General features: G+C 64.2%; 14 protein-coding genes. All 14 read left to right on the forward strand.

The genetic code is table 11. The features are described 5' to 3' along the window. Nucleotides 1–9 precede the first annotated feature (9 nt). The 14 genes from ACTEK7_RS01305 (at nt 10) to nuoN (ending at nt 14,739) form a co-directional block, all read left to right on the forward strand. Nucleotides 10–624, forward strand: a complete 615-nt coding sequence (locus tag ACTEK7_RS01305) for an NADH-quinone oxidoreductase subunit C (protein WP_057029443.1) — start codon at nt 10–12, stop codon at nt 622–624. Between the two features lie 2 nt (nt 625–626). Continuing rightward, nucleotides 627–1,823 carry an NADH-quinone oxidoreductase subunit D gene (locus tag ACTEK7_RS01310; RefSeq protein ID WP_036010192.1) on the forward strand — a complete coding sequence of 399 codons (1,197 nt, stop codon included), beginning with the start codon at nt 627–629 and terminating at the stop codon, nt 1,821–1,823. Beyond that, nucleotides 1,823–2,830 (forward strand): FkbM family methyltransferase, encoded by a 1,008-nt coding sequence (locus ACTEK7_RS01315; RefSeq protein WP_225147168.1) that lies wholly within the window; start codon nt 1,823–1,825, stop codon nt 2,828–2,830. Before ACTEK7_RS01310 ends, ACTEK7_RS01315 begins: the two co-directional genes overlap by 1 nt. Nucleotides 2,831–2,842: 12 nt before the next feature. After that, on the forward strand, nt 2,843–3,454 hold the full coding sequence (gene nuoE / locus ACTEK7_RS01320) for an NADH-quinone oxidoreductase subunit NuoE (RefSeq protein WP_225147167.1): 612 nt from the start codon (nt 2,843–2,845) through the stop codon (nt 3,452–3,454). Beyond that, nucleotides 3,454–3,654: a hypothetical protein gene (locus ACTEK7_RS01325; RefSeq protein ID WP_050991808.1), complete on the forward strand. Its 201-nt coding sequence runs from the start codon at nt 3,454–3,456 to the stop codon at nt 3,652–3,654. Before nuoE ends, ACTEK7_RS01325 begins: the two co-directional genes overlap by 1 nt. A gap of 15 nt (nt 3,655–3,669) precedes the next feature. Continuing rightward, nucleotides 3,670–4,995, forward strand: coding sequence for an NADH-quinone oxidoreductase subunit NuoF (gene nuoF / locus ACTEK7_RS01330; RefSeq protein ID WP_036025343.1), 1,326 nt, complete (start codon nt 3,670–3,672; stop codon nt 4,993–4,995). Nucleotides 4,996–5,000: 5 nt separating this feature from the next. After that, the gene (nuoG, locus tag ACTEK7_RS01335; protein WP_225147166.1) at nt 5,001–7,076 is read left to right on the forward strand and encodes an NADH-quinone oxidoreductase subunit NuoG; all 2,076 of its coding nucleotides are present in this window, start codon (nt 5,001–5,003) and stop codon (nt 7,074–7,076) included. 10 nt (nt 7,077–7,086) lie between these two features. Then, the gene (gene nuoH / locus ACTEK7_RS01340; protein ID WP_085969087.1) at nt 7,087–8,154 is read left to right on the forward strand and encodes an NADH-quinone oxidoreductase subunit NuoH; all 1,068 of its coding nucleotides are present in this window, start codon (nt 7,087–7,089) and stop codon (nt 8,152–8,154) included. Between the two features lie 8 nt (nt 8,155–8,162). Then, entirely contained in the window at nt 8,163–8,657 is a 495-nt protein-coding gene (nuoI, locus tag ACTEK7_RS01345) for an NADH-quinone oxidoreductase subunit NuoI (RefSeq protein ID WP_157283556.1), read from the forward strand. Between the two features lie 9 nt (nt 8,658–8,666). Next, a complete protein-coding gene (locus ACTEK7_RS01350) occupies nt 8,667–9,305 on the forward strand; it encodes an NADH-quinone oxidoreductase subunit J (protein WP_036010173.1) in 639 nt (212 codons plus the stop codon). Further along, nucleotides 9,302–9,610 carry an NADH-quinone oxidoreductase subunit NuoK gene (gene nuoK, locus ACTEK7_RS01355; protein WP_036010170.1) on the forward strand — a complete coding sequence of 103 codons (309 nt, stop codon included), beginning with the start codon at nt 9,302–9,304 and terminating at the stop codon, nt 9,608–9,610. Before ACTEK7_RS01350 ends, nuoK begins: the two co-directional genes overlap by 4 nt. A gap of 61 nt (nt 9,611–9,671) precedes the next feature. Then, nucleotides 9,672–11,771 carry an NADH-quinone oxidoreductase subunit L gene (nuoL, locus tag ACTEK7_RS01360; RefSeq protein WP_225147165.1) on the forward strand — a complete coding sequence of 700 codons (2,100 nt, stop codon included), beginning with the start codon at nt 9,672–9,674 and terminating at the stop codon, nt 11,769–11,771. Beyond that, a complete protein-coding gene (locus ACTEK7_RS01365) occupies nt 11,772–13,280 on the forward strand; it encodes an NADH-quinone oxidoreductase subunit M (RefSeq protein ID WP_036010164.1) in 1,509 nt (502 codons plus the stop codon). 22 nt (nt 13,281–13,302) lie between these two features. Next, nucleotides 13,303–14,739, forward strand: a complete 1,437-nt coding sequence (gene nuoN / locus ACTEK7_RS01370; RefSeq protein ID WP_036025333.1) for an NADH-quinone oxidoreductase subunit NuoN — start codon at nt 13,303–13,305, stop codon at nt 14,737–14,739. The last annotated feature ends 1 nt before the right edge of the window (nt 14,740 follow it).

Consider the following 14,740-nt stretch of genomic DNA (forward strand, 5'->3'; position numbering starts at 1 on the left):
TTTTACGTCATGGACGACGCCAAGCTCGACGCCCTGGGGCAGACGATCGTTAGCGCGCTTCCGGGCGCCGCGACCGGTCACTCGTTGGCCTTCAACCAGCTCACCGTGGACGTCGAGGCCGCCAGGATCGTCGAGGTGGTCAAGTACCTCCGCGATGACCCGAACTGCCGGTTCGTCAACATCACCGACATCACGGCGGTGGACTACCCGGATCGCGAGAAGCGCTTCGACGTCATCTATCACTTCCTGTCGCCGACCTTGAACGCGCGCATCCGGCTCAAGGCGCAAGCCGACGAGACCACGCAGGTGCCCTCGCTGATCGACGTCTTCCCGGGCGCGGACTGGTTCGAGCGCGAAGCCTACGACCTCTACGGCGTGTTCTTCGTCGGCCATCCCGACATGCGCCGCATCCTCACCGACTACGGCTTCGAGGGCCATCCGCTGCGCAAGGATTTCCCGCTCACCGGCTTCGTCGAGGTCCGCTACGACGACCAGGAGAAGCGGGTGGTGTACGAGCCGGTCCGGCTCAACCAGGAATTCCGCAAGTTCGACTTTTTGTCTCCTTGGGAAGGTGCCGACTATCCGGTGCTTCCGGGCGATGAAAAAGCGGGGCCGAAGGTCTGATCATGAACGAGCAACCGCAGAATCTTCGTAACTTCACGATCAACTTTGGTCCGCAGCATCCTGCGGCGCACGGCGTGCTGCGCCTCGTGCTGGAGCTGGACGGCGAAGTGGTAGAGCGCGTCGATCCGCATATCGGCCTGCTTCACCGCGGCACCGAGAAGCTGATCGAGCAGAAGACGTACTTGCAGGCGATCCCTTATTTCGACCGGCTCGACTACGTGGCGCCGATGAACCAGGAGCACGCCTTCTGCCTCGCCGCCGAGAAGCTGCTCGGCATCGAGGTGCCGCGCCGCGGCCAGCTGATCCGCGTGCTCTATTGCGAGATCGGCCGCATCCTCTCGCATCTGCTCAACGTCACCACGCAGGCGATGGACGTCGGCGCGCTGACCCCGCCGCTGTGGGGCTTCGAAGAGCGCGAGAAGCTGATGGTGTTCTACGAGCGCGCCTCGGGCAGCCGCATGCATGCGGCCTATTTCCGTATCGGCGGCGTGCACCAGGACCTGCCGCAGAAGCTGGTCGACGACATCGAGGCCTGGTGCGATCCGTTCCTCAAGGTTGTGGACGATCTCGACCGTCTGCTCACCGCCAATCGCATCTTCAAGCAGCGCAACGTCGACATCGGCGTGGTGCCGCTCAAGGAAGCCTGGGAATGGGGTTTCTCGGGTGTGATGGTGCGCGGCTCGGGCGCGGCCTGGGACTTGCGCAAGTCGCAGCCCTATGAGTGCTACGCCGAGATGGATTTCGACATTCCGATCGGCAAGAACGGCGACTGCTACGATCGCTATTTGATCCGCATGGAAGAGATGCGCCAGTCCGTGCGCATCATGAAACAGTGCATCCAGAAGCTGAACGCGCCTGACGGTAAGGGCCCCGTTGTCGTCGAAGACAACAAGGTCGCGCCGCCGCGCCGTGGCGAGATGAAGCGCTCGATGGAAGCGCTGATCCACCACTTCAAGCTCTACACCGAAGGCGTTCACGTGCCGGCCGGCGAGGTCTACGCTGCGGTCGAGGCGCCCAAGGGCGAGTTCGGCGTCTATCTCGTCGCCGACGGCACCAACAAGCCCTACAAGTGCAAGATCCGCGCGCCGGGCTTTGCACATCTGCAGGCCATGGACCACATCTGCCGCGGCCATCTGCTGGCCGACGTGTCGGCGATCCTAGGATCGCTCGACATCGTGTTCGGAGAGGTCGATCGGTGATGGCGCAGGCGCCAATCCAGTTTGACCGTGCCTCGGGGGCCCTTGAAGGGGCCAACCTGTGGGAGCGGACGGCTGCCTTGGCGCTGGTGACGGGATCGAAGATCTCTTCGCACTTCTCGCATATGGGCTACATCGCCTGCGCGAATTTGCTGCGCAAGACGCTGCCCGAGCGCAACATCGCGATCAGGCTCAATCCCGACGCGGTGTTCGAATTCCCTTACGGCGACGGCTATTGGAGCAAGCTGCTCAACCGCTCCTACATTTACGAGGACGAGCTCGAGCTCTTGTTCGCCGATTCCATCGACGTCGACTACACGCTGCTCGATTGCGGCGCCAATTACGGTTATTGGTCGGTGCTGGTCTCGAGCAAGCCGTTCGGCGCGCACAAGGCGATCGCGATCGAGCCGTCGGGCCAGAACTATTCGAAGCTCGCCAACAATGCCCGCATCAACGCTGGCCGCTTCGAGACCATGAAATGCGCCATCGGCGCGGCGCGCGGCACCGCGCGTCTGTCGGGCACCAAGCACGAAGCCTTCAGCATCGCCGGCGATCAGTCGGCGGGCGGCGAAGAGGTGCCGGTGATCGCGCTCGACAATTTGATCGAGGACGGCAAGGTCGCGGCCACCGGCAAGTACCTGATCAAGCTCGACGTCGAAGGCGTCGAGATCGAGGCGATCAAGGGCGGCGTCCGCCTGCTGCAGACCGACAGCGTCATCATGTGCGAGGAGCACGGCAGCGACCGCTCGCACGCAGTGTCGCGCTTCATCCTCGAACAGACCCCGCTGAAGCTGATCGTGTTCGATCCGCGCAGCAACCGCATGGAAACCGTGACCGAGCTGTCGATCCTCGACCGCATCAAGGTCTCGACCCACGTCGGCTACAACGTTTTCGGCACCGCAAGCGCATTCTGGCAGGACAGGATCGAGGCCATGAACGCCAAGAACCTGGATACCAAAAATCTGAATGCCAAGAATCTGAATGCCAAGTCCGCGCGCCGCATGCAGTGAGAGATTGAAGAGATGTCCGTTCGCCGATTAGCACCGAAGGAAGTCCAGCCCGCGAGCTTTGCGTTCACGGAGGAGAACCTCGCATTCGCCCGGCAGCAGATCGCGAAATTTCCCGAAGGCCGCCAGGCCTCCGCCGTCATCGCCATCCTCTGGCGTGCGCAGGAGCAGAACGAGGGCTGGGTGTCGGAAGCCGCGATCCGCGTCATCGCCGACATGCTCGACATGCCCTATATCCGCGTGCTGGAGGTCGCGACCTTCTACACCATGTTCCAGCTCGCCCCCGTCGGCAAGAAGGCTCACGTCCAGGTCTGCGGCACCACGCCGTGCCGGCTACGCGGCGCCGAGGATCTGATCCACGTCTGCGAGCACCGCATCCATCACGAGCCCTTCCATCTCTCCAAGGACGGCAATTTCAGCTGGGAGGAGGTGGAGTGCCTGGGCGCCTGCGTGAACGCGCCGATGGTGCTGATCGGCAAGGACACCTATGAGGACCTGACCAAGGAAAGCTTCGGCAAGGTGCTCGATGGCTTCGCTTCGGGCAATCCGCCCAAGCCCGGTCCGCAGAACGGCCGCCAATTCTCGGCGCCGATCACCGGACCGACCACGCTCAAGGAGATCACCTGATGCGTGATCTCGTCGTAACCGGAGGGACCGCGGCCGTGAAGAAATGGGGCTTCGTCGCCATGCACGCCGCGATCGCGGCTGCCTTCATGTTCCTGCTGCAGCGTTACTTCATGAACGCGTCGCAGGAGACCAGTCTGCTCTGGGCGCTGTTCTTCGCCGTCTGCGCCGCCGGACTTGCCTACAAGCAGTCCATTCGTTGATCGGAAAGCACTGATATGCTCGAGGACAAGGACCGCATCTTCAAGAACCTCTACGGCCTCCATGATTGGGGGCTCGAGGGTGCGCGGCGTCGCGGCGCCTGGGATGGCACCAAGAACATCATCGACAAGGGCCGCGACTGGATCATCAACGAGATGAAGGCCTCGGGCCTGCGCGGCCGCGGCGGCGCCGGCTTCCCCACCGGTCTCAAGTGGTCCTTCATGCCGAAGGAATCGACCGACGGCCGTCCCAGCTATCTCGTCGTCAACGCCGACGAATCCGAGCCCGGCACCTGCAAGGACCGCGAGATCATGCGGCATGATCCGCATCTGTTGGTCGAGGGCTGCCTGATCGCGAGCTTCGCGATGAACGCGCATGCCTGCTACATCTATGTCCGCGGCGAGTTCATCCGCGAGCGCGAGCGCCTTCAGGCCGCGATCGACCAGGCCTATGAAGCCAAGCTGATCGGCAAGGACAATCTCAACGGCTGGCCGTTCGACCTCTACGTCGCCCACGGGGCCGGCGCCTATATCTGCGGCGAGGAGACCGCGCTGCTCGAAAGCCTCGAGGGCAAGAAGGGTCAGCCGCGGCTGAAGCCGCCGTTCCCGGCGAATGTCGGTCTGTTCGGCTGCCCGACCACCGTCAACAACGTCGAATCCATCGCCGTTGCGCCCGATATCCTGCGCCGCGGCGCGGCGTGGTTCGCCGGCATCGGCCGCCCGAACAATGTCGGCACCAAGCTGTTCTGCATCTCCGGCCATGTCGAGCGGCCCTGCAACGTCGAAGAGGCCATGGGCATCCCGTTCCGTGAGCTGATCGAGAAGCATTGCGGCGGCATTCGCGGCGGCTGGGACAACCTCAAGGCCGTGATCCCCGGCGGCTCGTCGGTGCGCATGGTGCCGGCCGAGCAGATCATCGACACGCCGATGGATTTCGATAGCCTGAGCAAGCTGCGCTCGGGCCTCGGCACCGCCGCGGTGATCGTGATGGACAAGTCGACCGACCTGATCCGTGCGATCGCCCGCATCTCCTATTTCTACAAGCACGAGAGCTGCGGCCAGTGCACGCCGTGCCGCGAAGGCACAGGCTGGATGTGGCGCGTCCTGACCCGCATGGCCGAAGGCCGTGCCCACAAGCGCGAGATCGACATGCTGCTCGAGGTCACCAAGCAGGTCGAAGGCCACACCATCTGCGCGCTCGGCGACGCCGCGGCCTGGCCGATCCAGGGCCTGATCACGCACTTCCGCCACGAGATCGAAGCGCGCATCGACCAATATTCGCACAAGGCCGATGTCGATGACATCGGGGTCCGCGATCCCGTGAACATGGTCGCGGCGGAGTAAGAGACATGACCAAGCTCATCATCGACGGCAAAGAGATCGATGTCCCCGCCGAGTACACGCTGCTTCAGGCGTGCGAGGCGGCCGGCGCCGAGATTCCGCGCTTCTGCTATCACGAGCGGCTGTCGATCGCCGGCAATTGCCGGATGTGCCTCGTCGAGGTGAAGGGCGGCCCGAAGCCGGTCGCGAGCTGCGCCTGGGGCGTGCGCGACTGCCGTCCGGGCCCCAAGGGCGAGCCGCCGGAGATTTCGACGCGTTCGCCGATGGTGAAGAAGGCACGCGAAGGCGTGATGGAATTCCTCCTGATCAACCATCCCTTGGACTGCCCGATCTGTGACCAGGGCGGCGAGTGCGACCTGCAGGACCAGGCGATGGGCTACGGTGTCGACACCAGCCGTTTCGCCGAGAACAAGCGCGCGGTCGAGGACAAATATCTCGGCGCGCTGGTCAAGACCTCGATGAACCGCTGCATCCAGTGCACGCGCTGCGTCCGCTTTTCGGCGGAAGTCGCCGGCGCGCCCGAGATGGGCGCCACCGGCCGCGGCGAGGACATGGAGATCACGACCTATCTCGAGCACGCGCTGACGTCCGAATTGCAGGGCAACCTCGTCGACATCTGCCCGGTCGGCGCGTTGACCTCGAAGCCCTATGCCTTCGCGGCGCGCCCGTGGGAGCTCGGCAAGACCCAGTCGATCGACGTCATGGACGGCGTCGGCTCTGCGATCCGCGTCGACACCCGCGGCCGCGAGGTGATGCGGATCCTGCCGCGCATCAACGAGGCCGTGAACGAGGAGTGGATCTCCGACAAGACCCGGCACGTGGTCGATGGCCTCCGCACCCAGCGTCTCGACCGGCCCTATATCCGCGAAGCCGGCAAGCTGCGCGCAGCGAGCTGGACCGAAGCCTTCGCTGCGATCGCCGCCAAGGCGGCGCGCACCGACGGCAAGCGCATCGGCGCGATCGCAGGCGATCTCGCCGGCGTCGAGGAGATGTTCGCGCTGAAGGACCTGCTCGGCAAATACGGTTCGAGCAATCTGGCGGTGCAGGGCGGCGACGCCTTCGATCCCGCGCTCGGCCGCGGCTCCTACATCTTCAATCCGACGCTCGCCGGCGTCGAGCAGGCGGACGCGCTGCTCATCATCGGCGCGAACCCGCGGAAAGAGGCGGCCGTGTTCAACGCCCGCATCCGCAAGCGTTGGCGCGCCGGCGGCTTCAAGGTCGGCGTGATCGGTGCCAAGGCCGACCTGACCTATGATTTCGACCACCTCGGTGCCGGTACCGAGACGCTGGCCGAGCTCGCGGCCGGCAAGCATTCCTTCATGGACGTGCTGAAGAACGCTGAGAATCCGATCATCCTGGTCGGTGCGGGCGCGGCCGCCCGTCACGACGGCGCCGCCATTCTCGCCGCCAGCGCCAAGCTCGCGCTCGATGTCGGCGCAGTCAAGGACGGCTGGAATGGTTTTGGCGTGCTGCACGAGACCGCCTCGCGCGTCGGCGCGCTCGACATCGGCTTTGCCGCAACCAGCGGCGGCCTCAATGCTGCGCAGATGACGACCTTCGGCACGCTCGACTTGCTGTTCCTGCTCGGGGCCGACGAGATCAAGGCGTCTGACGGCACCTTCGTCGTCTATATCGGCACCCATGGTGATCGCGGCGCACACCGCGCCGACGTCATCCTGCCGGCGGCCGCCTACACCGAGAAGTCCGCGATCTACGTCAACACCGAAGGCCGCGTGCAGATGACGGGCCGCGCCGCGTTCCCGCCGGGCGAGGCCCGCGAGGACTGGGCGATCATCCGCGCACTGTCGGAAGCACTCGGCAAGAAGCTCGGCTATGACTCGCTTCAAGCCCTGCGCCAGGCGGTGTTCAAGGCCGTGCCGCATCTGATCCGTCTCGACCAGATCGAGGCCGGCTCGGCCGACCAGATCAAGAAGCTGGCGGGCAAGGGCGGCTCGCCCGAGAAGGCGCCGTTCAAGCCTCTGGTCGAGGACTTCTATTTGACCAACCCAATCGCGCGTGCGTCCGCCGTGATGGCGGAATGCTCGCGCCTCGCCTCCGGGCAGATGCTGACCGCAGCGGAGTGAGCGTGATCTGATGGAATTCTTCGAAAGCGCATTCTGGACCGGGTTCCTCTGGCCGCTGATCATCATGGTCGCGCAGAGCGTCCTCGTGCTCGTCGTCCTGCTGGTCGCGATCGCCTACATCCTGCTCGCCGACCGCAAGATCTGGGCGGCGGTGCAGATCCGCCGCGGCCCGAACGTCGTCGGCCCGTGGGGCCTGCTGCAATCCTTCGCCGACCTGCTCAAGTTCGTGCTGAAGGAGCCGATCATCCCGGCCGGCGCCAACAAGGGCGTGTTTCTTCTTGCTCCCTTGGTCTCATGCGTGCTCGCGCTCGCCGCCTGGGCCGTGATCCCGACCAATCTCGGCTGGGTGATCGCCGACATCAATGTCGGCGTCCTCTTCATCTTCGCGATCTCGTCGCTGTCGATCTACGGCATCATCATGGCCGGCTGGTCGTCGAACTCGAAGTATCCGTTCCTCGCCGCGCTGCGCTCGGCCGCGCAGATGGTGTCGTACGAAGTCTCGATCGGCTTCGTCATCATCACCGTGCTGCTCTGCGCCGGCACGCTGAACCTGACGGCGGTGGTCGAGGCCCAGCACGCGCGCGGCCTCGCCAGCCTGATCGGGCTGCCGCAGCTGACGATCCTGAACTGGTACGTCTGGCCGTTGTTCCCGATGTTCGTGGTGTTCTACGTCTCGGCGCTGGCGGAAACCAACCGTCCGCCCTTCGACCTCGTCGAAGCCGAATCCGAGCTCGTCGCCGGCTTCATGGTCGAGTACGGCTCGACGCCGTACCTCTTGTTCATGCTCGGCGAGTATGTCGCGATCGTCACGATGTGTGCGCTGGCGACCATCCTGTTCCTCGGAGGCTGGCTGCCGCCGGTGGACCTGCCGCCCTTCAACTGGGTTCCGGGGATCATCTGGTTCTCGCTCAAACTGTTCTTCATGTTCTTCCTGTTCGCGATGGCGAAGGCGATCGTGCCGCGCTACCGCTACGATCAATTGATGCGCCTCGGCTGGAAGGTGTTCCTGCCGCTGTCGCTGGCGATGGTGATCGTGGTGGCCGGCGTGCTGCATTTCGCCGGCATCGCGCCGAAGTGAGGGCCGTCATGGGTATCAACGTCAACGCCACTGCACGCTCGCTTCTGCTGTCGGAATTCGTCTCGGCGTTCTTCCTCGCCATGCGTTATTTCTTTCAGCCGAAGCCGACGCTGAACTATCCGTTCGAGAAGGGCCCGATCTCGCCCCGATTCCGCGGCGAGCACGCGCTGCGCCGCTATCCGAACGGCGAAGAGCGCTGCATCGCCTGCAAGCTGTGCGAGGCGGTCTGCCCGGCGCAGGCCATCACCATCGAGGCCGGCCCGCGCCGCAACGACGGCACCCGCCGCACCGTGCGCTACGACATCGACATGGTGAAGTGCATCTATTGCGGCCTCTGCCAGGAGGCCTGTCCGGTCGATGCCATCGTTGAAGGCCCGAACTTCGAGTTCGCGACCGAGACCCGCGAGGAGCTCTATTATGACAAGGCCAAGCTGCTCGCCAACGGCGACCGCTGGGAACGCGAGATCGCCAAGGCGATCGAGCTCGACGCGCCGTACCGGTGAGGTGAGGGCATGATCCTTCCCGCGCTGTTCTTCTATCTCTTCGCCGGCGTCTGCGTCGCCTCGGCCGTGATGGTGATTGTCTCGCGCAATCCCGTGCACTCCGTGCTGTACCTGATCCTGGCCTTCGTCAACGCCTCCGGCCTGTTCGTGCTGATGGGCGCCGAATTCCTCGGCATGATGCTGATCGTCGTCTATGTCGGCGCGGTCGCGGTGCTGTTCCTGTTCGTGATCATGATGCTCGACGTCGACTTCCTCGAGCTGCGCGAGGGCTTCATCGAGTACCTGCCGGTCGGCCTCGTGATCGGCGGCATCTTCATGTTCGAGTTGCTGCTCACCGTCGGCTTCTGGGTCATCAACCCCGGCGTCTCCAAGACGATCACGGCGGCGATCCCGGCCAACGTCAGCAACACCGAGGCGCTTGGTCTCGTGCTCTATACGAAGTACATCCACTACTTCCAGCTCTCGGGCATGGTGCTCCTGGTCGCCATGATCGGCGCCATCGTGCTGACGCTGCGCCACAAGGAGAAGGTCAAGCGGCAGGACATCAACGTTCAGAACGCGCGCACGCCCGACATCGCGATGGCGGTGCGCAAGGTGGCGCCGGGGCAGGGGCTCTCGGACGCGGACGCGGCGGAGTGGGTGAAATGACGATCGGGCTCGGACACTATCTGGCGGTCGGCGCGATCCTGTTCACGCTCGGCATCCTCGGCATCTTCCTGAACCGCAAGAACATCATCGTCATCCTGATGTCGATCGAGCTGATCCTGCTCTCGGTCAACATCAACCTCGTGGCGTTCTCGAGCTTCCTCGGCGACATCGTCGGCCAGGTCTTCGCGCTGCTGGTGTTGACGGTCGCGGCTGCCGAAGCTGCGATCGGTCTCGCCATCCTGGTGGTCTATTTCCGCAACCGCGGCTCGATCGCGGTTGAGGACGTCAATCTGATGAAGGGCTGAGCGCATGATCCGGAAAAGTGGGTACCGGTTTTCCGACCAGATCATGCGGAAAGAGTAAGTCATGGTTCAGGCAATTGTCTTTCTGCCTCTGCTGGGCGCCATTCTGGCTGGCCTGATCGCGCTGTTCGGCGCGCATGCCCGCAATCCCTCGGGCGACGAGCTCGATCATCACGGCGGCCACGGCCATGGCGCGCATGCCCATGCGTCCGACAAGATCAACGAGGATGCCTCGGTCATCCACGAGAGCCATCACGACGACGCTCACGACGATCACGGCCATGGCCCGACCGAGCCGCCGGCGGCGGGCTCGCGCGCGGCCGAGCTGATCACCACCGGGCTGCTGTTCGTCTCGGCGGCCTTGTCCTGGATGACGCTGGTCGACGTCGGCTTCATGCATCACGACTACAGGATCCAGTTGCTGCCCTGGATCTTCTCCGGCGATCTCCAGGTCTGGTGGACGCTGCGCGTCGATACGCTCACCGCCGTAATGCTGGTGGTGGTGACGACCGTGTCCTCGCTCGTGCACCTCTATTCCATCGGCTACATGGACGAGGACCCGAACCGGCCGCGCTTCTTCGGGTATCTCTCGCTGTTCACCTTCGCCATGCTGATGCTGGTGACGGCCGACAATTTGGTGCAGCTGTTCTTCGGCTGGGAAGGCGTGGGTCTCGCCAGCTATCTGCTGATCGGCTTCTGGTACCAGAAGCCCTCGGCGAACGCTGCCGCCATCAAGGCCTTCGTGGTCAACCGCGTCGGCGACTTCGGCTTCGCGCTCGGCATCTTCGCGGTTTTCATGCTGGTCGGCTCGACCGATTTCGAGACCATCTTCCACGCCGCGCCCGGCCTCACCGGCAAGACCATCAACTTCCTCGGCTGGCACGCCGACGCGCTGACGCTGACCTGCCTGCTGCTGTTCATGGGCGCGATGGGCAAGTCCGCCCAGTTCCTGCTGCACACCTGGTTGCCGGACGCGATGGAAGGCCCGACCCCGGTGTCGGCGCTGATCCATGCCGCGACCATGGTCACCGCCGGCGTCTTCATGGTGGCGCGCCTGTCGCCGCTGTTCGAGCTCGCTCCGAATGCCCAGGCCGTCGTGATGTTCTTCGGCGCGACCACGGCGTTCTTCGCCGCGACCATCGGCCTCGTCCAGAACGACATCAAGCGCATCGTCGCCTACTCGACCTGTTCGCAGCTCGGCTACATGTTCGTGGCGATGGGAGCAGGGGCCTATTCGGTCGGCATGTTCCACCTGTTCACGCACGCCTTCTTCAAGGCGCTGCTGTTCCTGGGCTCCGGCTCGGTGATCTACGCGATGCACCACGAGCAGGACATCCGCAACATGGGCGGCCTCTGGAAGAAGATTCCCTACACCTATGCGGTGATGGTGGTCGGCACGCTGGCGCTGACCGGCTTCCCGCTCACCGCCGGCTACTTCTCCAAGGACGCGATCATCGAGTCCGCCTACGCCTCGCACAATCCGTTCGCGGTGTACGGCTTCCTGATGACGATCATCGCCGCCGGCCTGACCTCGTTCTACTCCTGGCGCCTGATCTTCAAGACCTTCCACGGCGAGCCGCATGACGAGCATCATTACGAGGCCGCGCATGAGGCTCCGCTCTGGATCCTGATCCCGATCGGCGTGCTCGCGGTCGGCTCGTTCGTCGCCGGCCTGCCGTTCAAGGAGCTGTTCGCCGGCCACGGGGTCGAGGAGTTCTTCCGCGAGTCCGTCAAGATGAACCCGCACATCATCGAGGAGATGCATCACATCCCGCAGACCATCGCCTTCCTGCCGACGGTGATGATGGTGCTGGGTTTCCTCGTCTCCTACCTGTTCTACATCCGCCGGCCCTACCTGCCGGTCGAGCTCGCGAACACGCAGCCGATGCTGTACCAGTTCCTGCTCAACAAATGGTACTTCGACGAGCTCTACGACATCATCTTCGTCCGACCGGCGAAGTGGATCGGCTACCAGCTCTGGAAGAAGGGCGACGGCTTCATCATCGACGGCTTCGGCCCCGACGGCGTCTCGGCCCGCGTGCTGGACGTCACCCGCAACGTCGTCAAGATCCAGACCGGCTATCTCTATCACTATGCATTCGCCATGCTGATCGGCGCCGCCGGCCTGATCACCTGGTTCATGTTCGGCTTTGGAGGCCAGTAAATGACAACCTGGCCCATTCTTTCGGTCACGACGTTCCTGCCGCTGGTCGGCGCGCTGATCGTCTATCTGAGCCGCGGTGACGACGAGGCGGCGCGGCGCAATTCGCGCTGGATCGCGCTCTGGACCACGCTGATCACCTTCGCGGTGTCGGTGATCCTGGTCATGCGCTTCGACCCCAGCAACCCCGACTTCCAATTCGTCGAGAAGGCGAACTGGCTCGCCACCGGCATCACCTACCACATGGGCGTCGACGGCATCTCACTGCCGCTCGTGATCCTGACCACCGCCGTGATGCCGTTTTGCATCATCGCGAGCTGGAAGGCGATCACCAACCGCGTCCGCGAATATATGATGGCGTTCCTGATCCTGGAAACGCTGATGATCGGCACCTTCTCGGCGCTCGATCTCGTGCTGTTCTACCTGTTCTTCGAGGGCGGCCTGATCCCGATGTTCCTGATCATCGGCGTCTGGGGCGGTCCGCGCCGGGTCTATGCCTCGTTCAAGTTCTTTCTCTACACGCTGCTCGGCTCGGTCCTGATGCTGCTCGCCATCATGGCGCTGTACTGGAACGGCGGCACCACCGACATCCCGACGCTGATGCACACCGCCGTGCCGCGGTCGTTGCAGACCTGGGCGTGGCTCGCCTTCTTTGCCTCCTTTGCGGTGAAGATGCCGATGTGGCCGGTGCACACCTGGCTCCCCGACGCGCACGTGGAGGCACCGACCGCGGGCTCCGTGGTCCTCGCCGCGATCCTGCTGAAGATGGGCGGCTACGGCTTCCTGCGCTTCTCGCTGCCGATGTTCCCGCTGGCCTCGCACGACTTCGCGCCGCTGGTGTTCACGCTCTCGGCCATCGCCATCATCTACACCTCGCTGGTGGCGCTGATGCAGGAGGACATGAAGAAGCTGATCGCGTACTCCTCGGTCGCGCATATGGGCTTCGTCACCATGGGCATCTTCGCCGGCACCATGCAGGGCGTCGCCGGCGGCGTGTTCCAGATGATCTCGCACGGCATCGTCTCCGGCGCGCTGTTCCTCTGCGTCGGCGTCGTCTACGACCGCCTGCACACCCGCGAGATCGCGGCCTATGGCGGCCTCGTCAACCGGATGCCGCTCTATGCGATGACCTTCATGGTGTTCACCATGGCCAATGTCGGTCTGCCCGGCACGAGCGGCTTCGTCGGCGAGTTCATGACGCTGCTCGGCACCTTCAAGGTCTCGATCCCGACCGCGTTCTTCGCCAGCTTCGGCGTGATCCTCTCGGCGGCCTACGCACTATGGCTCTATCGCAAGGTCGTGTTCGGGGCGCTGGTCAAGCCGCAGCTGGCGAGCATGAAGGATCTCACCTTGCGGGAGTGCGTCATTCTATTCCCGATGATCGCGCTGACGATCCTGTTCGGCGTCTATCCGAAGCCGGTGCTCGACATGTCGGCCGCCTCGGTCCAGCAACTCGTCAACAATTACAATACCGCCGTGACGGCCGTGAAGGCCGCCGCACTGCTCCAGTGATCGGGCAGGTCAGGATATCGCCATGAGCTTTTCGACTGCAGGTTATCAACTGGCGCCGGTGCTGCCCGAGCTCGTGCTCGCGGTCGGCGCTATGGCGCTTCTGATGCTCGGCGCCTATCGCGGGCAGGAGACGACCAGGACCGTGACGTCGCTGGCGGTGTTGCTCCTCATCGTGGTCGGCGCGCTCGTCTACATGCAGCCCGCGGGCAAGCAGGTGACGTTCGGCGGCAGCTTCATCGTCGACGACTTCGCCCGCTTCATGAAGATCCTGGCCCTGATCGGCTCGGCCGTGACGCTCGTCCTGTCGACCGAGTTCCTGTCAGACCCGTCGCGCCGGATTTTCGAATACGCCATCCTCGTGCTGCTCTCGACGCTCGGCATGATGGTGCTGATCTCGGCCGGCGACCTGATCTCGCTCTATCTCGGCCTCGAATTGATGTCGCTGGCGCTCTACGTCGTGGCAGCCTCGAACCGCGACAACGCCAAGTCGACCGAAGCCGGCCTGAAGTACTTCGTGCTCGGCGCGCTGTCCTCGGGCATGCTGCTGTACGGCGCCTCGCTGGTCTACGGCTTCACCGGCACGGTGAGCTTCACCGGCATCGCCGCGGCCGCGACGGTCTCGAATGTCGGCCTGGTGTTCGGCCTCGTCTTCCTGCTCGTCGGCCTCTGCTTCAAGGTCTCGGCCGTGCCGTTCCACATGTGGACGCCTGACGTCTACGAGGGCGCGCCGACCCCGGTCACCGCCTTCTTCGCGTCGGCGCCGAAGGTCGCCGCGCTCGCCGTCTTCACCCGCGTCACGCTCACCGCATTCCCCGGCATCGTCTCGCAATGGCAGCAGATCCTGGTGTTCGTGTCGATCGCCTCGATGGCGCTCGGCTCCTTCGCCGCGATCGGCCAGAGCAACATCAAGCGCCTGATGGCCTATTCGTCGATCGGTCACATGGGCTTCGCGCTGGTCGGCCTTGCCTCCGGCACGGTGGAAGGCGCGCAGGGCGTGTTGATGTACATCGTGATCTATGTCGCGATGACGCTCGGCTCGTTCTCCATCATCCTCGCGATGAAGCGCAACGGCCAGGCCGTGGAGCAGATCAGCGATTTCGCCGGCCTGTCGCGCACCAATCCGCTGCTCGCCTTCATGTTCGCGATGCTGCTGTTCTCGCTCGCCGGCATTCCGCCGCTCGCCGGCTTCTTCGCCAAATGGTACGTCTTCGTCGCCGCCATCAAGGCGAACCTGTTCACGCTCGCCGTCATCGGCGTGCTGACCAGCGTGGTCGGCGCCTACTATTATCTCGCGATCGTCAAGACGATGTATTTCGACGAGCCGGCCGGCCGGGTCGATCCGGTGCGCATCGAGGTGCGGACGGTGCTGGCGGTGGCGGGCCTGTTCAATATCCTGTTTGCGCTGTTCGCGGGGCCCGTGGTGAGCGTCGCCTCCGCCGCGGCAAAGTCGTTGTTCTAGG

This window comes from Bradyrhizobium sp. JHI2711 (genome assembly GCF_056156565.1).